Raw genomic sequence first — 18,743 nt, forward strand, 5'->3', positions numbered from 1 at the left:
GCCGCTTCAATTCCTCACAGCTCGGAGAGGATTCGGTTCAGCTCGTCAGGCTTCACGGGCTTGACCAGATGCCGGTCGAACCCGGCGCGCAGTGCCTGGTCCCGTCCCTCGGGGCTGCCGTAGCCCGTCATGGCCACCAGCCGGATGTCATTGCCCACCTGGGCGCGCAGCGTCTGCGCTACCCGGTAGCCGTCCAGCCCTGGCAGGCCGATGTCCACCAACGCCAGCTCGGGCGGCTGCGCCGCCGCGAGCGCCACGCCCTGGAGGCCGTCCGGCGCCACCGCCACCTGGTGGCCCCACAGCTCCAGCAGGTCGCGCATGGCCTGACGCGCGTCCGAGTTGTCCTCCACCACCAGGACGCGCCGGCCGCGGCGGAGGTCCACCGCGTCGCGCGCGGGCGCGGACGCGTCCATCGTGGGGTCCAGGGGCAGCTTCACCACGAACTCGCTGCCGTGGCCGGGGCCGTTGCTTCGCGCCGTCACCTCGCCGCCGTGGAGCTGGATCAGCTTGCGCACCAGCGTCAGGCCAATACCCAGGCCGCCGCGCGAGCGCTCCAGCGAGGTGTCCGCCTGCGCGAACAGCTCGAAGATGTGCGGCAGCACCTCCGGCGGGATGCCGATGCCAGAGTCCTTCACCCGCACCACCGCCTGGGCCGAGCCGCCCACGCCTTCCAGTTCCACATGCAGGTGGACGCCACCCGCGTCGGTGTACTTGATGGCGTTGTCGAGCAGGTTGGTGAAGACCTGCTCCAACCGCGTGGCATCCGCCCGCAGCCAGAGCGGACCGGAAGGCAGCGAGACGTCCAGGCTCAACCCACGCGAATCCGCCATGGGCTGCACGATTTGGAGCACCTGCCGCAGCACGGGCACCAGGTCCACGTTGCCGGGGCGCAGCTCCACCTTGTCGCGGGTGATGCGGCTGACGTCGAGCAGGTCATCCACGAGCCGCGCCAGGTGGTTCGTCTGGCGCTGGATGATGCCGCGCATCCGCGCTTCCTTGTCATCGCTGGTGGGCCTGCGCTCCAGGATGCCAATGGCTGTCATGATGGCGGCCAGCGGGTTGCGCAGCTCGTGCCCCAGCATGGCCAGGAACTCGTCCTTGCGGCGGTCCATCTCCGCCAGCTCGTTGGCGCGGTTGCGCGCCACCTGCTCCGCGTGGCGCAGGCGCAACAGCGACTTCACCGTGGCGATGAGCTCCGCGCCCTCGAAGGGCTGGGTGAGGTAGGCGTCCGCGCCGCCGTCCAGGCCGCGCACCTTCTTGTCGGAGGTGACGAAGGTGGCGGAGGTGTGCAGCACCGCCATGGCCGCTGTCTGGGGATTGGCGCGCAGCCGCTCGCAGACCTCGTAGCCGCTGATGTCCGGCAGCTTCACGTCGAGGATGACGACGTCCGGGCGGTGTTGCTGCGCCATCAGCAACGCGCCCATGCCGGTGGCCGCCTCCAGCACGTTGTAGCCCGCCAGCGAGAGCAGCCGGTTGATGAGGTAGCGGTTGGCGTCGTCGTCGTTGACGTTGAGGACGGTGGCCAGACGGGGCTCAACCACGGCGGCTTGCCTCCTGCGGCAGCGCTTGGGAGCCCAGGCCGGCCTTGGACAGTGCGTCCCGGATGCGGGTGATGGCCACCTCGCGGCTCAGCGTGTGCTTGGCGAGGATGGCGGCCGTCTCCTTCGCCAGCCGCGAGCGCTCGGCCTCCTTCAGCTCGTGCGAGGTGTGGAGGATGACGGGGACGTCACGCGTGCGCGGGTCCGCCTTCAGCTCGTCCAGCACGTCGAAGGCGGTGATGTCCGGCAGCACGAAGTCCAGGAAGATGAGGTGCGGGGACTTCTCCCGCGCCAGCTGGACGCCTTCCTTGCCGCCACCCGCTTCCAGCAGGACGTAGGGCATGTCCTTGAGGAGCTGCTTGAGCAGGTAGCGGTGCACATCATCGTCGTCGATGATGAGGATGCGCTCCACCGGGCCGGTGCGGGCCATGGCCTGCAGCTTGCGTTGCAGCCGCACCTCGTCCACCGGCTTGAGCCAGAACTCGTCGGCGCCCAGCGCGCGGGCCTTCTGCTCGCGGTCCGTCACCGTCACCACCAGGATGGGGATGTCGCGGGTGGCCTCGTTGTTCTTCATGTCCGCCAGGAAGCCCCAGCTCGTCTCGCCCTCCAGCATGACGTCCAGCACCATGGCGGCGGGGCGCACGCGCTCCAGCACGCGCCGGGCCTCATCCGTGCTTCGCACCGGCAGCACCTGGAAGCCGGAGCGCGCCAGGTACTTCTCGTAGAGGAAGAGCGTCTGCCGGTCGTCCTCCAGCACCAGCACTGGGGCCCGGCTGGGGTCCAGGTGCTCGCTGCGCTCCGTCAGGCCGGTCATCTCCGTGACCTCCATGTGGACGCGCGGGAGGGTGACGGTGAACGTGGCGCCCTGTCCCAGCGCGCTCTTCACGGTGAGCGTGCCGCCCAGGAGCTCCGTCAGCCGGCGCGCCAGTGGCAGGCCCAGGCCAGTGCCCTTCGCCTTGCGTTGCAGGTGGCTCTCCACCTGCGAGAACTCCTCGAAGATGCGCTCGTGGTGCTCCGGCGCGATGCCAATGCCCGTGTCCTGCACGGTGAAGACCACCGTGTCCCGGGGGCCGGGCGCCGCTGACACCGTGACGTGGCCGGACTCGGTGAACTTCAGCGCGTTGGACACCAGGTTGCGCAGCACCTGGCTCAGCCGGGACTCGTCCGTCTCCAGCTCCAGCGGCGCGTCTGGCTCCACCAACCGCAGCTCCACGGGCACGCCAGGCGGCAAGAGCGGTTTCATCATGCCGCGCAGCGCGCTGAGCACTTCGCGCACCACGAAGCGGCTGTGGCGCAGCGCCGCCTTGCCGGCCTCCATCTTGGAGAGGTCCAGCAGGTCATTCACCAGCTCGAAGAGGGCCTCCGCGGAGTTGCGGATGAACTGGACCTGCTTCTCCTGCTCGCCGCTCAGGGGGCCGTTGATGGGGTTGAGCAGCACCTTCGACAGGCCGAGGATGGAGTGCAGCGGGGTGCGGAACTCGTGGCTGACGTTGGCCACCACGCGGCTCTTGATTTCCGCGGCCAGTTGGAGGCTTTCGGCCTTCTCATCCAGCGCGGCGTGGAGGCTGCGCACGCCGCGGTTGGACTCCTCCAGCTCGTTGTTGAGGCGGGCCAGTTCGTCCGCGCGGCGCTTGAGCTCGCGCTGCTGGCGCTCCGTCTCACGGTGGAGCGCGGACATCTCGCTCAGGGTGGTGCTCACCCGCTCGAGCGCGCTGCCGTAGTCCTCCGGCACCAGGCTGCCCACCAGCAGCACGCCTCCGTCATGGGGCCGGGCGCGGAAGGCGAACGTCGTGGGCACCTGGTCCCGGCAGAGGATGAGCTCCCAGCCCTCCACCTTCTCGTCGCGCGCCTGGATCAGCAGCCGGTCCACCTTCTCCTCAGTGCCCTGGGCCGCCAGGCCGCGCAGCGTCTGTCCGGGATGGGCGGCGAGGACGTTCCGGGCGCGGGCGTCCACCCAGGTGAGGGTGCCGCCCGCGTCGCAGGCCAGGGCGACCTCGCGGCTGAGGTCGTCGAAGAACTGCGGCTCGGCGGAGGCGGGAAGCCTCATGAACGAGTCTCCTCCCAGGACACCCCCGCTTCGGCGAGGAGTGTCCGTGCTTCGGGGTGACGAGAGCCCAGCACGGACTTCAACATGCCCAGCACACTGGGAAATGCCAGAAGGCCAAATCCGCGCCGCGGCCAGAAGCCGGCGTACCAGCGCACATGGTCGCCCAGCAGGTCGGGCTTCCCGGCCGCGAGCGCGTCGGCCACGTAGGACAGCTGCAACTGGAGCTCTTCCTCCAGGCGGGGCTGGTCCTCGGGGATGATGTAGAGCGTGAGGCGCGCCGTGGCGGCGCGCGCGAGCTCGGGCGCCTCCTCTTCCAGCAGGCGGGCTGGACCCTCTTGGTAGCGAAGGGCCTGTCGCGCGGCGCCCACGTAGTCGTGGGGTTCGCTCCCGGGGCCCCAGCCTTCCGCTTCCAGCGCGGCGGCCAGCCCGGCGAAGTGCCGGTCCAGATGGCGCGAGCACATGCCGCGCGACACCAGCAGGGTGCGCAGCCAGCAGGCGTAGCCCTCCAGGACAGAGGGGAGGTGCTCGTCCAGGGCCTGCACCAGGTAGCGGATGTGGAAGCGCGCGTCCTCGTCACCGAAGCGCTGCGCGCGCTCCAGCCCGTAACGGGCGGCCCAGAAGGGGTCCTGATAGAGCGCCTCCTGAGAGGCGGTGGCCAGCCGGTCCGCCCGTGCTTCCACGCTCTTGCTCACGCTCTCCATGGTGCTTTCAGACTCCCAGGACCCGGCAGGCGGACGCGACGAACTGCCGCGCGTCCTTGCCGAAGAAGTTCACGCCCAGCTCCTCCTCCAGTCCGGGGACCCAGTTGAAGGCCAGGCCGCCCACGGCGATGGGGACATCCGGGAGCGTCTTGCGCACGTGCGCCACGGCTTCGCGGAGCGCGGGCAGGTGGTACGTCATCGTCACGGAGAGGGCGACCAGGTCCGGACGAAGCTCGTTCGTCATGCGGGCCAGGTGCTCCGGTGGAACGTTGGCGCCCAGGAAGCGCACGTCGAAGCCGGCCATCTCCAGGAAGTCGCTGGACATGCGCGCACCCACTTCATGCAGCTCGCCCTGGACGCAGGAGACGAGGACGACTTTGCCGTTGAATGAATCCCTGGGCAGGTGCCGGTACAGGTGCGCGAGCGCGAGCTGGGAGACGGCGGTCGCCAGGTGCTCCTGCGCCACGGAGATGACGTTCTCCTGCCACAGCCGGCCGATTTCATACTGGGCGGGCTGGATGACCTCCAGGTGCAGCGTCTGGAGGGGGATGCCCCGCAGCAGTCCCTCGTCCACGAGCAGCCGCAACGCCTCGCGCCGGTTCCCGGCGAGCTGCGCTGCGAGATACGCATTCAGCAGGCCCGTCAGGGCGGAGTCATTGGAGGTGAGCACGGGCGCCGGGAAGGGGAGGGCGAGAGGGCAACGTACCGGGGTTGTGTTTCTCAGTTACAGCGAACTGGCCCCGATTTCATCGCCAACCTGACAGTGCCCGGCCCTTCTTTCACGCGCTCGCGTGCCCGCTTGCTTGTAGCTTTTACCGATTCGGAGGGCGGCATTGTACCTGGGTACAAGGACGCCGCGCGGATTCCCGAAGAGTCCCCAGGAAACACGGGACTGAAAAGTCCGAGTGACAGTTCTCCGTGGCCGCGGTGTTTCCCTGTCCGCGGCAACCGAGGGAGGCGAGCGAGCGGTGTCAATCGATGTGGAGGCCTACTACCGGCGCTATGGCCCCCAGGTGCTCCGGCGCTGCCGCTTCCTCTTGCGTGACGAGGAGAAGGCCGTGGACGCCATGCACGACGTGTTCGTGCAGTTGTTGCGCTACCAGGGCGCGCTGAAGGACGCGGCGCCGTCGAGCCTGTTGCACCGGATTGCCACCACGGTGTGCCTCAACAGGCTGCGCGGCGCGAAGCGGCGTCCGGAGGACCGGGAGGACGAACTGGTGCTGCAGATTGCCTCCGCCGACGACACCGAGTCCCGCACCGCCGCGCGCGGCCTGCTGGACCGCCTCTTCGGCCGGGTGCCCGCGTCCAGTCAGGACATCGCGGTGCTGCACCTGGTGGATGGGATGACGCTGGAGGAGACGGCCCGCGAAGTGGGGCTGTCCGTGTCCGGCGTGCGCAAGCGCCTGCGGGCGCTGACGGCAGTGCTGCAAGAGCTGGAGCTGGAGGCCGCATGACATCCGCCCACCACCGCACCCCGGATTGGTTGCTGGAACGAATCGCCCTGGGCGAGCTGCCGCCCGCGGAGCTGGCCGCCGCCCGCGCCCGGCTGGCCGAGGAGCCCGACGGTCTCACCCGGCTCGCGGCGCTGGAGTCCGACACGCGCGCCACGCTGGAGGCGCTGCCGCCCGCCCGGGTGGTCCGCGAAGTGGAAGCGCGTGCGGCCCGGCAGGACGCGCCCCGCCCGGCCTTCCGTCTGTCGCCCGCGTGGGGCCTGGTGCCGGCGCTCGCCGCGGTGGCGCTGGTCATGGTGGCCCTGCCTTCCTCGGAAACCGGGCACGGCACGGCCCCGGGAGACACCCGGGAGGTGACGCGCATCAAGGGGCTGGCGCCGCAGCTCGTCATCCACCGGCAGTCCGCCGCCCGCCCGGAGCGGCTGGCCGACGGGGCCGCCGCCGCCGCGGGTGACGTGGTGCAGGTGGCGTACATCGCCTCGGGCCGCTCACATGGCGTCATCGTCTCCCTGGATGGCAACGGCGCCGTCACCCTCCACGCGCCGGACGAGGGCTCCCAGTCCATGGCCCTGGTTCCGTCGGGAACGCAGGTGTTGCCGCGCGCCTACGAGCTGGACGATGCCCCGGGGTTCGAGCGCTTCTTCTTCGTTTCGTCCGATGCGCCCTTCGACGTGGCGGTGGTGCTGGCCGCCGCGGAGGCACTGGCTGGAAATCCCGACGCCTCCTCGGCACCTCTGTCATTGCCCGGGAACTTGACGCAGGCCTCCCTCACGCTGGAAAAGCATGAGTGATGAAATCCTTTGCGCTCCTCGCATTCGGGCTGTGGGCGGGGACAGCCACCGCTGAGTCCCGGTACGCACCCCGCCTTTCGCTGATGGGCGAGCAGGGGGCCTTCGCCCAGCAGTCGGGGGACGAGGTCTCCGAGTCCTCCTCGCGAGGGCTGCGCCGGGGCTCCACCCACATGGAGTTCTGGTTGAGCGACATCCAGGTCGCCAACATGGGGGTGAAGCTGGGCGGCGGGGCCGTCTACTTCACGCTGATGGCGGGCCTGGAGCCGGGCCGCGACGCGCGCTTCAGCTTCGCGGCGGGCGTGGGCGGGCACATGACGCTGTCCCAGCGGCTCTGGGTGGACCTGGACGTGACGGGCGGCGCCGTCCAGCCGGTGCGCAACCCGCTGGAGGGTGACGGCGGCAATGTGCTGGGGCAGGCCCGCTTGATGCTGGGCTTCCAGCTCATGCCCCGCCTGGCCGTGTTCGCCGGGCCCACCTACAACGCGTGGTTCTCCTGGGGCGCGTCGGACTTCGACTCCATCACCCGGCTGTCCATCCGGGAGACCCATCCGGAGCCGGATCAACGTCTCCAGCACTGGCCCGGCGTCCAGGTGGGCCTCCACATCTGAGGCCCGCCCGGAAGGGTGGTCTCAGTTTTCGACCTTGCTGGCGCGCAGGACGGTGGCCGCGCCCGCGGGGCCCGCGTTGGGCCGCGTCTCCAAGGTGCCCTGAATCTTGAGCCCGGTGCCGTCCAGCGTCTTTCGGATCAACGCATCCGTCTGCTCGTCCGAGCCCTTCGTCACCGCCGACAGCTCCAGCTCGTGCACGGGGATGGGCTCCGCGTCCGGCTTGTCCACCGGGAAGGCGTTGTAGGTGGGGCAGGGCGGGGCGAAGCAGCGCACGCCACTGTCCTTGACGATGTAGACGGCGCTCTCACCCGGCTTGGGCTGGGAGTCATGGCTGGGCGGTGGGGTCATTGTGGGCGTTCCGTTCTCGCTGGAGGGGGGGCCACTCTCGCTCGCCAGTGGCGAGGACGTCGCGGCGGGCGGCTTGCTACATCCGGAGACGAAGCCTACGACAAGGGCGGCGAGCACCAGCGAGCGGCTGTTCATGACGGGCTCCAGGGGAGGAAAGAGGCGCCAGTGTGCTCCGGCCCGTTGCCGGGGGCCAGTCTGTCTCGCGAATTGGTGACTGGCGGTCAGTTGCAGATGGACATTGCTGTTCTCCGTCGCTCAGGGTTCGTTGACGGACTGGAGTGCAGGGGCTACATCCGGCCTCGTAGATCGGCCTTCGCGGCCGAGACCCGTAAGGACGCCCTCCGATGGAATTCCGCATCGCCGCCGACGAGCTGAAGAAGGCCCTCTACCGCGCCCAGGGCATCGTGGAGCGCAAGACGACGATGCCCATCCTGGCGAACGTGCTCGTCACCGCGAACAAGGGCGGCATCACCGTCACCGCGTTCGACCTGGACATCGGCGTCGTGTCCGAGCACCCGGCCGAGGTCATCAAGGCGGGCGCCGTCACGCTGAGCGCCAAGTACGTCTTCGACATCGTCCAGAACCTTCCGGACGCGCAGGTCACGCTGAAGAAGCTGGCCAATAACTACGTGGACATCTCCAGCGGCTCGGCCCACTTCAAAATCGTGGGCATGGCGGCCGAGGAGTACCCCAAGCTGCCGAAGGAAGAGAACGCGCCCCTGGTGCAGGTGGGGGGCAACACGCTGCTGGAGATGATCAAGAAGACGCAGTTCGCCATCTCCAGCGACGAGACGCGCTACATCCTCAACGGCGTCTTCTTCGAGCCCCAGTCCACCGGCAAGGTCCGCATGGTGGCGACCGACGGCCACCGGCTGGCGCTGGTGGAGCGCGAGCTGCCGGGCGACTTCAAGCTCAAGAGCGGCGTCATCATCCCCCGCAAAGGCCTGATGGAACTCAAGCGCCTGCTGGACGAGGCGCCGGATGCGGAGTGCTACCTGGGCTTCGCGGAGAACTCGGCGCTGTTCAAGAAGCCGGGCCTCACCATGGTGATGCGGCTCATCGACGGCCAGTTCCCGGAGTACCAGCGCGTCATCCCCAAGGAAGGGGAGAAGGTCGTCCTGGTGCCCAAGGTGCGCCTGCTGGAGAGCCTCAAGCGCATCGCCCTGCTGTCGGCGGACAAGAGCAACGCGGTCCGCATCGGCCTGGAGGAGAACCAGCTCATCATCACCGCGAGCAACCCGGACCTGGGCGAGGCCAAGGACGTGCTGGAGCTGGCCTACCGCGGCAACGGCATCACCATCGGCTTCAACGCGCGCTACCTGATGGATGTGCTCTCCGTGACGGAGACGGACGAGGTCTCCTTCGAGCTGGGTGACGAGCACAGCCCGGGCGTGCTCCACGCCCCCGGCGACCGGAGCTTCACCGCCGTCGTCATGCCCATGCGCGTGTGAGTCGGGTGGGCCCCCTCGAGAGGGCCCGCACCGTTCACCCGTGACGTGTCGGCCCCCTGGGGGGCCTGACACCCGGCCGGTGCCTTCCTATGGTGAGGGCATGGCCACGCACCCGGACAACCTGCGCGCCCGGCTGGAGGACCGCGCGGACCTCCTGGAGGCCACGCGTCTTCGCTATCGCGCCCTGCGCGGCATGCTGGCGTCCTTCTTCTGGAAGCAGCGGGTGCGCTCGGAGTTCGAGCTGCTGCTGGAGGTGGCGCGCGCGCAGCCGGAGGTGGACGCCACCCTGGCCGCGCTGAAGCGCCGCGCCGCCGCGGAAGGGTGGCCGGCGAACGCCGCGCCCATGAAGCTGATGCGCGAGGTGGAGCGCCTGCGGGAGGACGTGCGGCGCGTGGCCTTCAAGCGGCTGCCCGCGGAGGGCCGGCCCGCGACGCTGGGCGAGGCGCTGCTGAAGTTGGAAGAGACGGTGCTGGAGGCGGGGCCGCTCCTGGGGCGGCACATCTGGGCACGGGCGGTGGAGCTGTTGCCGCGCAACCTGCCGGAGCTGCGCGCCGCGTGCGCCGCCGCGGAGGTGTTCGAGCACGTCTTCAAGCGGCCCGCGCCGGAAGGGGTGCTGCCCTTCACGGTGGAGGAGGCGGAGGCGCTTCAGCGGGCCTTGCCGCTGGCGGAGACGGCGCTGGCGGCGCTGTGGCAGCGGCTGGAGCACTTCGATACGCGGGGGCAGGTGAAGGGCTTTCTGCAAGCCCGCGTCTCTCGCGCGCCGCAGCGGGTGCCTCGCAGTGGGCCGGAGCTGCTGCTGCACGTGGCCTTCTGGCGGGGCGTGGCTTGGGCGCGGCTGCGCGCCTCGCTGGAGGAGCGGCTGGCCCCGGTGGTGCCCGCGGACGCCGAGGTGCCGGCGCTGTTGGTGTGGCTGGCGGCGCGCGAGGGGCGCTTCGAGCGGGGCGCGGAGCCTCGGATGGGTGGGTCGGGGCTGTTCGCGCCCGAGGCGCCTGGCTCGCAGCCGCGGACAGGCGGGTCCGTAGGGCTGCGCGGCGTGGGCGTGGAGGGGGCCGGGGAGGTGCGGCTTCCGGCCTGCGAGGTTTTTGGCGAAGGGCGCGCCGGGCTCTTCGAACTGGCCGCGCAGCTGGCGGCGCTGTCTCGCGAGCGTCCCGTGGGCACGTGGGATGAGGAGACCGCGTGGGCGCGGCTGTGGAACGCGGCGCAGCGGGCTCGAGGCGAGCAGGGCGAGGACGTGGAGCGGCTGCGGGACGCGCTGCGGCTGTTCATCCTCCTTCGCGGCCAGGGACAGACACCCGCGCGCCTGTTCTCTCCCGAGCGGGCGCGGGTTCCCACGGTGGAAAGCGGGGCCGACGCGGGGGCGGCTGTGAAGGACCTTCCCGCGCTGGTGCATGCGGCCCGCGCGGCGGCGTGGCGCGGGCGCTAGGCCGCGGCGCGGGGGCCTACGGCGGAGAGGCCGGCATTGGCCGTGCTGGGCTTGCTTTCAGGGGGGGCTGTGGTGGCCGCGCGGCGGCGTGGCGGAGACGCTCGCCACCGCGTGTGGGGCCAAGACAGTCACGCGGGCGACAGCGTGGCCTGTCCGGCCTGATGCTCGCTGACGGGCAGCACCCGCGAGGCCAGGCCCGCGAGGAGCGCGTCCTCTGTCAGGGCCACGGCCATGTCCGGAACGCCCAGCTTCTTCGTGGCGGTGCGCCGCAGCGAATAGAAGGCCCAGCTCGATGCCAGCGCCGCCAGGGCGCCCAGGGCCGCCGCCGCGAGCCGCCCGCCGCGTTGGCGCTCCGTCGTCACCGAGGCCGCGGCCAGGGCGCCCGACAACATCCGGCCCGTCAACGGCACGGCGGCGACACGCGGGGGCGCCATCGGCAGCTTGTCCGCGACAAGCTCACCCACGGCGAGCAGGCCCAGCACGCGCGGCGTCCACGGATGCGCCAGGGTCCTGGCGAGCCGGTTCTCGCTGTCGGGCCGTGTCTTCGTCAGCCAGCGGCTCGCCAGCGCCGGCGCGCTCATGCTCCGCATTCCCGCCAGCACGCCCAATCCCAGGGCCCTCAACCCGTGTCCTCGATTCATGGCCTCTATCTCCTCCTCCAACTGCGTTTCTCGCCGCCCTGGCGCCCGCTGCGCGAAGAACTGCACCGGGGCCGTTCCCAGCGCATGGCCGGCGTGCGCCAGCCGGCCGTGGCTCGCGAGCTGACCGACGAGCTCCGGGTGCTTCAACGCCAGCTCGCGCACCCGCACGTGCGTCAGCCGGTGCCATGCGCGCTGATAGCGCGGCGCCACCATCGCGAAGCCCAGTCGGCTCCACCAATTGGGGAACTGGCCGGGACGCCAGGCCGCCTCGATGTGGAAGCGCACCTCGCCGCTCTCGTGCTCCTTCTTGAGCAGGAACCACTCACGCCCGGCCTCGATGTGTCCATCGAGCGTCTCGAAGCTGAAGCCGAAGACGCTGCACCCCTCGTCGTGCTCCTCGCGCGTGCCTCCCACCCGCACGCCGCACAGGTAGCGCAGCTGCTGCCCCAGCGCGCGCAGCTCCAGCAGCACCGTACGGCCCTGCATCGGCTCCTCGGCGGAGAAGTGCCAGGCGACGATGCGCGGGTCGGAGAAGTCGAAGGTCTCCAGCACCTGCTGGGCGCGCTCGAAGAGTCCGCCCGGGACAGGGCGCCCTGGCGACTCGCGGCCGAGCACGCTCTCCGAGTGGACCTGGCTCCACCCGCCCTGCAGCGTCATCTCTCCGGAGACCTCCGGGAAGTTGCGCGCCAGCGTGCGAGCCCGCGCCAGCCGGGGCACCATTTCCTCTTCCGTCCAGCCGGAGAACCAGCGCCACTCAATCATTGTCTTCCGTCTCCCCGCGCCAGGAAGGTGGGCCCGTGGGCGGTGTCGCCGCCGGGCGGTTCGTCCTCCAGCTCGGTGGTGTCCGCGTGGATGACGCCATGCACCCCGTCACCGGCCGTCAGCGCGGCGCGCAGGACGAACTCGGTCCAGGTGTTGGTCTGCATGGCGTCTCCAGCAGTGACGAAGCCGAGGTAGTGGAACGTCGAGCCGGAGCGCGCCCGGCTGCGGATGTGGAAGATGACATCGTCGCGCGCGTTCCGGTAAGCGCCGAAGGTGATGCGGCCCGCCTCCGGGTGCCCGTGGAGCGTGCCGAGCGTGAAGCTCTGGGCGTCCTGGTGGATGACGCGCACGGCGAAGGTGCCCGCGCCCTGAATCTTCACCGTCAGCTCGTCGCCCAGTTCCAGCGGCTGGCCCCCGCGTTCCGGGTGTCCGCGCTCGAAGACGCAGAGTTCGGACGGAGCGAACTCTGCGAAGCGCACGGCCACCCAGCGCATGAGCTCCTTGGGGGAGACCCGGCAGTCGCGGATGACCGCCCAGTAGTCGCGCTGGAGCAGGGGGCCTGCCCCTTCTTCAGGGAGCTGCAGTTCGCCTGACGGGTTGGCATCTGTGTGCATGGACTCGCTCGCCATCTCGCCCTTTGCCTCCATCGGTCACACCATGATGGGGACCGCTCCGCTGAGCTGCATGGCGCGGCCCGGCGGAAGAGCGCTGCATGCGGCGGGCCTGTCTGCCCGCCCTGGGAGGGAGCATGGAGATGGACGTCAACCCGGCGAGCCGGGCTTCGGAGCATGAGTACATGGACGTGCCCCCGGTGGTGCGGGCGGAGCACGCCGAGGCGTCACTGACACGCTTGATTGAACAGCAGACGGCGAAGGTGCCCTCGCACGTGTTCCTGGTGGCGAGCCTCGCCTCGATGGTCGCTTCCTTCGTCTTGGAGGTGACGGGCCGCTCGCGCCCCAGCCGCTTCATTGGCCAGTGGGTGTCACCCCTGCTGGTGATGGGCGTCTACAACAAGCTGGTGAAGATTTTCGGACCGCGGTGAGGCTGTGCGCCCATGCGGCCCATTGCGTCGTGGTGAAGAACAACGCGTTCCGTGCCTCGTATGAGGGGGAGGGGGCACGGAAGGTGAGAAGCCGAGGGCCTCGGGGCGTAACGTGCCGTTCCAAACAGGATAGGGTCCGCTTGAGATGCGCATCCATCCTGGCTTGGGGCTCTCACTGCTTGTTGCGTTCTGGTTGGGTTGCTCCACCACCGCAAAGACTCCCATTCAGCGAGGAGCGCACGCGGCGACGGAGGCGTGTTCCGCTTCGCATGAGGACCGTTGCGTCAGCCTCCTTTGCGAGGGGGACGCATGTGGCTTCTACCGCTGTGAGGACCTGCTCGGTGAAGTGGAGTTGGCGCGCATTCCTCCCGCACGTCCGCCTGTGGCCGCGGCAGCGCCGGGCAGTGGACCTCGGAGAAATTGGGGAGGTGGGCAGCAGCTTCCACGCGGGGCTGTCATGGTCTTCCCCAACTGGAATGGTGGTTCCTCGCGGGTCATTCCTCCGTCGCACCGTCTAACGCCCGGTCGCTGGGAAAAGCACCACATCTTCCCGCAGGCAGAAGACCTGGCTCGGTGGTTCGAAGGGCAGGGCGTGAAAATCCACAGCTACACCATGCCCATTCCTCGCGACGTGCACCGGCGGATTCATGGGCCCCTTGGCAATGGTGGCGCGTGGAACAAAGCATGGCGTGAGTTCCGGGACCGGAACCGGAACGCGAGCGCAGAGGAGATTTTCAAGCATGCGGGGGAGTTGATTCATCGCTTCGAGCTCATCGGTGGTCCGATTCAGCCCTATTATTCCCGCCCTGGCGCGTAGGGACCCATGACCCGATTCTTCTGGCTGCGTGAAGACGAAGCGGCAACGGCCGCCTTCAGTGGAAGCTTCAACGCCGCGCACAAGTGGAGTCTGCCCGGCGTGAAGTGCTCCGCCTGTGGCGCGACCTGGAGTTCCTGGGGGAACCACTATCCCCTCGTGGACCTGTCGCAGCTGCCGGAGCGTGCCGCGTTCGAGAAGGCCCGGCCGGAGTCGTTCACGGAGTTCTCCCGTCTTCGGGAACTGGTACGCCCCTTGGCTCCTCCGGATGCGGAGCTGCCGCCTGGCGCGGCCTTCGGGCCATTGGTTGGCACTGCGTCCGGCGAATTCGGTCCATTCGCATGGCAGGGGACTTCGCTATTGCTCGTACGCCGCGATGCGATGGAGCGCCTGCAAGCCGAAGGTGTACGCGGTCTGCTGGGCGGACAAACGGAACTGCGATTCCGCAAGAAGGAGTCACCGGAGTTGCTGGACCTCCAACTGGAGCCACGCGGTCTGCTGCATCCGGAGTGCATCCCATCCGACGCATCGCCGCCGTGTCCAACCTGCGGGCGGCACGCCTTTGCTCGACCCGATGCCCCCATCCTCGCTGCAGCTTCGCTCCCGGCGGACGTGGACGCGTTCCGGCTCGTGAACTTCGCGACGATGATTATCGGGACCGACCGGTTCGTGGATGCGGTGAGGCGCCTCGGGCTGGAGGGAATCGCCTGCCGGGAACTTCCTACCCGCTGACCTCGACGACACCCAGCGGCAATCCCTGTCCGTTCACCAGGGCCTCGAAGCGGTGCGGCCCGGCGTAGTGCTTGCGTGTGGAGAGCTGCGCGAAGGAGACGCGCTTGCTCACCGTCTCCGCTTGTCCCGGGCCCAGCAGCAGCTCGCGCACCTTGAACACCTTGGGCCGCGCCTCACCGTTCGCCTTCTGGAAATGCACCGCGAGGTCCACCACCAGCGTCTGCTGCTGCTTCGAGCGGTTGGTCACCTCGAAGTGGACCTCTACCGTGTCGCCCAGCGCCGCGCGGCGGGGCAGCTTCGTCACGCGGGCCTCGATGCCTGAGGGCGGCCGCGCGCCCACCACCGCCAGCGCCGCGGGCTCTCCGCGCTTGATGGACGAGCGCAGCGCATGGCGCACCAGCCACTCCCGCTCCGGCGTGGCGTTCTTCATCCACGCCGTCGCCACCTGCACCAGCAGGGCGGGGTGGTCCTTGCCGATGTCGTTCAGGTTGTTGGCCACCGAGCGGCGTACGTACAGCGCCGGGTCGTCCTTCAGCCGCTCCAGCAGCGCGAGCACCGGTGTGGGGTCCTTCTGGAACTCGCGCAGCCGTGAGGCCCACGGCAGGCGCGTGCGCGTGCCCTCTGACACGAGCCGCCGGACATGCTCGCTCGGGTCCTCTGTCCACTCGCGCAGGCGGGCCAGCGTCTTCGCGGTGTGCCGCTCCAGGTAGGGCCGGATGGAGTACTCCGCGGTGAAGCGCTGGGTGAGCGCGTGCTGGGCGCGCATGGACGGCTCGAAGTGCTCCAGGCCGCGCTCCGCCACGAAAATCGTGTGCGGCAGATAGAAGAAGGTCGCCATGGCCCCTCCCTCCGTGGCCTCCGTCCGGGGGCCGAGCGAGCGCAGCAGCACCTCCACCGCCTCCGGGTAGTCTTGGGGCAGCGCACGGTGCATCGCGCCAGCGATATGACGCGCCCGGTCCATCAACTCATGGCCATCCAGGCCCTTCGCGGCCTCTCGGATGAACGCAGCGCGCGGGAAGGTAGGCGCCGCGGCGTGGAGTGACGCGCCGAGGCGTTCGACGAGCCGCGCGTCGAAGAAGGTCTTGAGGGGGTCTGCCATGGGGCGCGCATCCTGGCATGGGCTCGCCGGTGCACCAGCACCATGTGCGTGCCAGGGGGCCTCGGTGGGCAGGCGGCTGGTTAACGGTGGGCTGGGCAGCCCGGGGTGGCTCTGCTAGGCCCTGGCCCCGTGGCGACGCGAACGGGCCAGCACTGGAGTCAGGACACGCGCAGCAGGCCCGTGGTGACGGAGCCCCGCACCTTGCGCGAACAGCTCGCCGAGGTGCCGGATTCGCTCGCGCTGCTCGAGGGGCTGTTCACCCATTCGCCGGTGCCCTACGCCGTCTTCACCTCGGATGGCCACTGCCTGCTCACCAACCCCGCCTTCCTGGCGATGTTCGGCGCGGCGCCGCCACCCGAGTACAGCCTCTTCAAGGACGAGCTGCTCGCGCAGTTGGGCTATGCGAAGTTGCTCCAGCGGGTCGTGTCGGGCGAGCGCGTCCAGACGCCGGTGTTCTGGTACGACGTGAAGGAGTTGGCGCACGTCCGCGCGCCCGCCGAGGCGCGGCGCATCGCCATCTCCTGCACCGGCTTCCCCCTGGTCTCCTCCAGCGGCGGCGTCACGCACCTCGCCGTGGCCTACAAGGACATGACGGCGGAGCTGGCGGCCCGTGAGGCGGCGCAGGTGGAGCGGCGCAACCTGCTCCAGGTCTTCACGCAGGCGCCGGTGGCCATCAGCGTGCTGCGCGGCTACGAGCTGCGCTACGAGTTCGCCAACCCGCTGCTCCAGAAGCTCATGGGCGGACGCGAGCTGAACGGGCGCACCCAGGAGGAGGCCATTCCGGATTTGTCCCCGGAGCTGTTGAGCCTCCACCGGGGCGTGCTGGAGACGGGCGAGCGCGCCATCGCGCGGGAGTACCCCGTCACCATCGACTACGAGGGCGCCGGCCGCGTCGAGACCCGGTTCTGGAACATCATCTTCGAGCCCCTGCGCGACGAGCGCGGCCTCGTGGACGGCCTGGTGACGCTGGCCTTCGACGTCACCGAGCAGGTATTCGCGCGCCAGGCCGTGGAGAGCCAGCAGAAGTGGCTGGAGGCCGTGCTGGACCTGATGCCCATGCCGGTGGTGATGGCGGACCCGGCCAGTGGCGACCTCAACTTCTCCAACGCCGCGGCGGACCGGCTCTACGGCCTGCACATTCCCAAGGACGTGCCCGCCACCGCGTATGGCGAGCACTTCCACGTCACGGACCTGGAGGGCCGCCGGCTGAGCGTGGATGAAATCCCCTCCAACCGCGCGGCCCGGGGCGAGCGGCTGGACGGGCTGGAGGTCCACTGGCACACGCCCGCGGGCCAGTACGCCCTCAGCATCTCGTCGGAGACGCTGCCCGCCATGCATGGCCACCCGTCCGTGGTGGTGATTCCCTTCCTGGACATCACCCGCCTGAAGACGGTGGAGCAGCACCTCCAGGAGGCCGTGCGTGCCCGTGACGAGTTCCTGTCCGTGGCCAGCCACGAACTCAAGACGCCGCTGACATCACTGGGGCTGCGGCTCCAGTCCTTCGTGCGCGCCATCCACGCGGACCCGGAGTCCGCGTTGGCCCAGCGTCACGGGCGCGAGGTGGAGGCCATGCGCCGGCAGGTGACGCGTCTGGCCGAGCTCGTGGACGGGCTGCTCGACGTGTCGCGCATCAGCACCGGCCGGTTGAAGCTCCAGTTCGAGCCGGTGGACCTGCCCTCGCTCGTGCGCGAGGTGGCCGCGCGCTTCGAGCTGGAGGCCGCGCGCGCCGGCTGCGAGCTGCACGTCACGCGGGCGGAAGGGCTCGAAGGGGTGTGGGACCGGCTGCGGCTGGAGCAGGTGGTCTCCAACCTGCTGTCCAACGCGCTCAAGTACGGCGCGGGCGCACCCGTGCACATCGACGTGGCGCCAGGGGGCATGGGCGCCCGGCTGTGGGTGAGGGACCGGGGCATCGGCATCGACTCGGAAGCCCACGCGCGCATCTTCCAGAAGTTCGAGCGCGCCGTGTCCGAGCGGAACTATGGCGGCATGGGCCTGGGGCTCTACGTGACGCGCACGCTGGTGGAGGCCCTGGGCGGCACCATCCAGGTGGACAGCCAGCCCGGCGAGGGCGCCACCTTCGTGGTGGAGCTGCCGCTCCAGCCCGCGAGATAGGTCCCCCGCCGGGGAGCGGAGAGGTTATACGGAGGGGGCCGTGCGCCTCCTCGCGCTTCACGTCCACGACTTCCGGAACCTCCCCCAGGTCCAGCTCACGCCCAGTGCCCACGCCACCATCGCGGTGGGGCAGAACGGGCAGGGCAAGACGAACCTGCTGGAGGCCCTCTACTTCCTGGCCACGCTCAAGCCGCTGCGCGCGGGGCGCCTGTCGGAGCTGGTGCGCTGGGGCTCGCAGGGCGCGCGGGTGACGGGGCGCTTCCTGCTCAAGGGCGCCGAGCGTGAAATCGCCGTGGAGGTGGGCGGCGGCACGCGGCAGGCCTTCGTGGACGGGAAGAAGGCCTCCAGCCTGGAGGACTACTTCGGCGGCGTGTCCGTGGTGGCCTTCACGCCGGATGACCTGGAGGTGGTGAAGGGCGGCCCGGACTCACGGCGCGGCTTCCTGGACCGGGCGGTGTTCAACCGCTTCCCCGCCTTCCTGCGCGAGAGCCGCGAGTACGCGCGGGCCTTGAAGAACCGCAACCGCCTGCTGCGCGAAGGGCACACCGTGGATGCGGTGTATCTGGAGGCCTACGACGAGACGCTGGCGAAGGCTGGCGCGCGCATCTATTCGCGGCGGCGCGCGCTGATGGCGGAGCTGGCGCCCAGGGCGCAGGCGACCTTCGCCTCCATTGGCCGCACGGTGGACCCGGCCGTGTACAACTACCGCCCCGCGCATCTGGAGGGCGACTTCGCCGCCGCGGACGAAACGGCGCTGGCGGCCATGCTGCGGGAGAGCCTCTCCGCGCGCCTGCGGCGGGACATGGAGCGGGGCTTCACCTCGGTGGGGCCGCACTCGGACGACGTCTCGGTGACGCTGGGAGGCCGCAGCGCGCGGGCCTACGCGAGCCAGGGACAGCAGCGGGCGCTGGTGCTCGGCTGGAAGATCGCCGAAATCGAGAACCTGGAGGCCGCGATGGGCTTCCTGCCGCTGCTGCTGCTGGACGACGTGTCGAGCGAGCTGGACCCCGAGCGCAACGCCTACCTCATGGGCTACCTGGCCCAGAGCGGCGCGCAGGTGGTGCTCACCACTACGGACGGCTCGCTGGTGCGGGGCGCGGCGGCGGACGACACGCTCTGGCTCGACGTGCACGGCGGGCAGGTGGCGGTGCGCGCGGACGCCGAGCCGCCTCCCGCCAGCTGA

At 69.9% G+C, this 18,743-nt stretch carries 18 protein-coding genes; 10 read left to right on the forward strand and 8 right to left on the reverse strand.

What is annotated here, in order from left to right; genetic code table 11:
- Positions 1 to 14: 14 nt before the first annotated feature.
- The 4 genes from FL344_RS09750 to FL344_RS09765 are packed head-to-tail and all read right to left on the reverse strand — an operon-like array spanning position 15 to position 4,956.
- On the reverse strand, positions 15 to 1,541 hold the full coding sequence (locus tag FL344_RS09750) for a response regulator (RefSeq protein WP_141618313.1): 1,527 nt from the start codon (positions 1,539 to 1,541) through the stop codon (positions 15 to 17).
- Positions 1,534 to 3,585, reverse strand: a complete 2,052-nt coding sequence (locus tag FL344_RS09755; protein WP_141618314.1) for a hybrid sensor histidine kinase/response regulator — start codon at positions 3,583 to 3,585, stop codon at positions 1,534 to 1,536. The genes FL344_RS09750 and FL344_RS09755 overlap by 8 nt, the downstream gene beginning before the upstream one ends.
- Complete coding sequence (locus tag FL344_RS09760) at positions 3,582 to 4,286, reverse strand: hypothetical protein (RefSeq protein WP_141588442.1); 705 nt, start codon at positions 4,284 to 4,286, stop codon at positions 3,582 to 3,584. Before FL344_RS09760 ends, FL344_RS09755 begins: the two co-directional genes overlap by 4 nt.
- A gap of 7 nt (positions 4,287 to 4,293) precedes the next feature.
- Positions 4,294 to 4,956 carry a B12-binding domain-containing protein gene (locus tag FL344_RS09765; RefSeq protein ID WP_141618315.1) on the reverse strand — a complete coding sequence of 221 codons (663 nt, stop codon included), beginning with the start codon at positions 4,954 to 4,956 and terminating at the stop codon, positions 4,294 to 4,296.
- Positions 4,957 to 5,254: 298 nt separating this feature from the next.
- On the opposite strand from FL344_RS09765, the gene FL344_RS09770 reads away from it, so the two are divergent.
- From FL344_RS09770 to FL344_RS09780, 3 genes are read left to right on the forward strand one after another with little or no spacing between them, the layout of a single operon-like run.
- Positions 5,255 to 5,740, forward strand: coding sequence for an RNA polymerase sigma factor (locus FL344_RS09770; protein WP_026113921.1), 486 nt, complete (start codon positions 5,255 to 5,257; stop codon positions 5,738 to 5,740).
- Entirely contained in the window at positions 5,737 to 6,528 is a 792-nt protein-coding gene (locus FL344_RS09775) for an ActD-like protein (protein WP_141618316.1), read from the forward strand. Before FL344_RS09770 ends, FL344_RS09775 begins: the two co-directional genes overlap by 4 nt.
- Positions 6,528 to 7,136: a peptidase gene (locus tag FL344_RS09780; RefSeq protein WP_141588489.1), complete on the forward strand. Its 609-nt coding sequence runs from the start codon at positions 6,528 to 6,530 to the stop codon at positions 7,134 to 7,136. Before FL344_RS09775 ends, FL344_RS09780 begins: the two co-directional genes overlap by 1 nt.
- Positions 7,137 to 7,157: 21 nt before the next feature.
- Here the strand turns inward: FL344_RS09780 and FL344_RS09785 are convergent, their stop codons facing one another.
- Entirely contained in the window at positions 7,158 to 7,619 is a 462-nt protein-coding gene (locus FL344_RS09785; protein WP_141618317.1) for a DUF6748 domain-containing protein, read from the reverse strand.
- Positions 7,620 to 7,828: 209 nt separating this feature from the next.
- On the opposite strand from FL344_RS09785, the gene dnaN reads away from it, so the two are divergent.
- Together dnaN and FL344_RS09795 are read left to right on the forward strand one after the other, a co-directional pair.
- The gene (dnaN, locus tag FL344_RS09790) at positions 7,829 to 8,935 is read left to right on the forward strand and encodes a DNA polymerase III subunit beta (protein WP_141618318.1); all 1,107 of its coding nucleotides are present in this window, start codon (positions 7,829 to 7,831) and stop codon (positions 8,933 to 8,935) included.
- A gap of 100 nt (positions 8,936 to 9,035) precedes the next feature.
- Positions 9,036 to 10,358 carry a hypothetical protein gene (locus tag FL344_RS09795; RefSeq protein WP_194863058.1) on the forward strand — a complete coding sequence of 441 codons (1,323 nt, stop codon included), beginning with the start codon at positions 9,036 to 9,038 and terminating at the stop codon, positions 10,356 to 10,358.
- Between the two features lie 128 nt (positions 10,359 to 10,486).
- Here FL344_RS09795 and FL344_RS09800 read toward each other — a convergent pair whose 3' ends face one another.
- The gene (locus FL344_RS09800; RefSeq protein WP_141618320.1) at positions 10,487 to 11,761 is read right to left on the reverse strand and encodes a DUF1990 family protein; all 1,275 of its coding nucleotides are present in this window, start codon (positions 11,759 to 11,761) and stop codon (positions 10,487 to 10,489) included.
- Positions 11,758 to 12,390 carry a DUF1990 family protein gene (locus FL344_RS09805; protein ID WP_141588448.1) on the reverse strand — a complete coding sequence of 211 codons (633 nt, stop codon included), beginning with the start codon at positions 12,388 to 12,390 and terminating at the stop codon, positions 11,758 to 11,760. The genes FL344_RS09800 and FL344_RS09805 overlap by 4 nt, the downstream gene beginning before the upstream one ends.
- 119 nt (positions 12,391 to 12,509) lie before the next feature.
- On the opposite strand from FL344_RS09805, the gene FL344_RS09810 reads away from it, so the two are divergent.
- From FL344_RS09810 to FL344_RS09820, 3 genes are all read left to right on the forward strand, one after another.
- A complete protein-coding gene (locus tag FL344_RS09810) occupies positions 12,510 to 12,803 on the forward strand; it encodes a hypothetical protein (protein ID WP_228564912.1) in 294 nt (97 codons plus the stop codon).
- 145 nt (positions 12,804 to 12,948) lie between these two features.
- Positions 12,949 to 13,620, forward strand: a complete 672-nt coding sequence (locus tag FL344_RS09815; RefSeq protein ID WP_141618322.1) for a TIGR02269 family lipoprotein — start codon at positions 12,949 to 12,951, stop codon at positions 13,618 to 13,620.
- 6 nt (positions 13,621 to 13,626) lie between these two features.
- On the forward strand, positions 13,627 to 14,349 hold the full coding sequence (locus tag FL344_RS09820; protein ID WP_141618323.1) for a double-CXXCG motif protein: 723 nt from the start codon (positions 13,627 to 13,629) through the stop codon (positions 14,347 to 14,349).
- Here FL344_RS09820 and FL344_RS09825 read toward each other — a convergent pair.
- The gene (locus FL344_RS09825) at positions 14,339 to 15,448 is read right to left on the reverse strand and encodes a DNA alkylation repair protein (RefSeq protein WP_141618324.1); all 1,110 of its coding nucleotides are present in this window, start codon (positions 15,446 to 15,448) and stop codon (positions 14,339 to 14,341) included. The genes FL344_RS09820 and FL344_RS09825 overlap by 11 nt on opposite strands.
- Positions 15,449 to 15,577: 129 nt before the next feature.
- On the opposite strand from FL344_RS09825, the gene FL344_RS09830 reads away from it, so the two are divergent.
- On the forward strand, positions 15,578 to 17,560 hold the full coding sequence (locus FL344_RS09830) for a PAS domain-containing sensor histidine kinase (RefSeq protein ID WP_228564913.1): 1,983 nt from the start codon (positions 15,578 to 15,580) through the stop codon (positions 17,558 to 17,560).
- Positions 17,561 to 17,600: 40 nt separating this feature from the next.
- Positions 17,601 to 18,743 carry a DNA replication/repair protein RecF gene (locus FL344_RS09835; RefSeq protein ID WP_141588454.1) on the forward strand — a complete coding sequence of 381 codons (1,143 nt, stop codon included), beginning with the start codon at positions 17,601 to 17,603 and terminating at the stop codon, positions 18,741 to 18,743.

The sequence above is a fragment of the Myxococcus sp. AB036A genome, assembly GCF_006547355.1.
In the GTDB taxonomy this organism is placed as follows: Bacteria; Myxococcota; Myxococcia; order Myxococcales; family Myxococcaceae; genus Myxococcus; species Myxococcus virescens.

Excerpts from the sequence above, each read along its gene's own strand:
- FL344_RS09755 (WP_141618314.1), bottom strand. The coding sequence starts at position 3,585 with ATGAGGCTTCCCGCCTCCGCCGAGCCGCAGTTCTTCGACGACCTCAGC.
- FL344_RS09760 (WP_141588442.1), bottom strand. The coding sequence starts at position 4,286 with ATGGAGAGCGTGAGCAAGAGCGTGGAAGCACGGGCGGACCGGCTGGCC.
- FL344_RS09775 (WP_141618316.1), top strand. The coding sequence starts at position 5,737 with ATGACATCCGCCCACCACCGCACCCCGGATTGGTTGCTGGAACGAATC.
- FL344_RS09780 (WP_141588489.1), top strand. The coding sequence starts at position 6,528 with ATGAAATCCTTTGCGCTCCTCGCATTCGGGCTGTGGGCGGGGACAGCC.
- FL344_RS09785 (WP_141618317.1), bottom strand. The coding sequence starts at position 7,619 with ATGAACAGCCGCTCGCTGGTGCTCGCCGCCCTTGTCGTAGGCTTCGTC.
- dnaN (WP_141618318.1), top strand. The coding sequence starts at position 7,829 with ATGGAATTCCGCATCGCCGCCGACGAGCTGAAGAAGGCCCTCTACCGC.
- FL344_RS09795 (WP_194863058.1), top strand. The coding sequence starts at position 9,036 with ATGGCCACGCACCCGGACAACCTGCGCGCCCGGCTGGAGGACCGCGCG.
- FL344_RS09800 (WP_141618320.1), bottom strand. The coding sequence starts at position 11,761 with ATGATTGAGTGGCGCTGGTTCTCCGGCTGGACGGAAGAGGAAATGGTG.
- FL344_RS09805 (WP_141588448.1), bottom strand. The coding sequence starts at position 12,390 with ATGGCGAGCGAGTCCATGCACACAGATGCCAACCCGTCAGGCGAACTG.
- FL344_RS09810 (WP_228564912.1), top strand. The coding sequence starts at position 12,510 with ATGGAGATGGACGTCAACCCGGCGAGCCGGGCTTCGGAGCATGAGTAC.
- FL344_RS09815 (WP_141618322.1), top strand. The coding sequence starts at position 12,949 with ATGCGCATCCATCCTGGCTTGGGGCTCTCACTGCTTGTTGCGTTCTGG.
- FL344_RS09820 (WP_141618323.1), top strand. The coding sequence starts at position 13,627 with ATGACCCGATTCTTCTGGCTGCGTGAAGACGAAGCGGCAACGGCCGCC.
- FL344_RS09825 (WP_141618324.1), bottom strand. The coding sequence starts at position 15,448 with ATGGCAGACCCCCTCAAGACCTTCTTCGACGCGCGGCTCGTCGAACGC.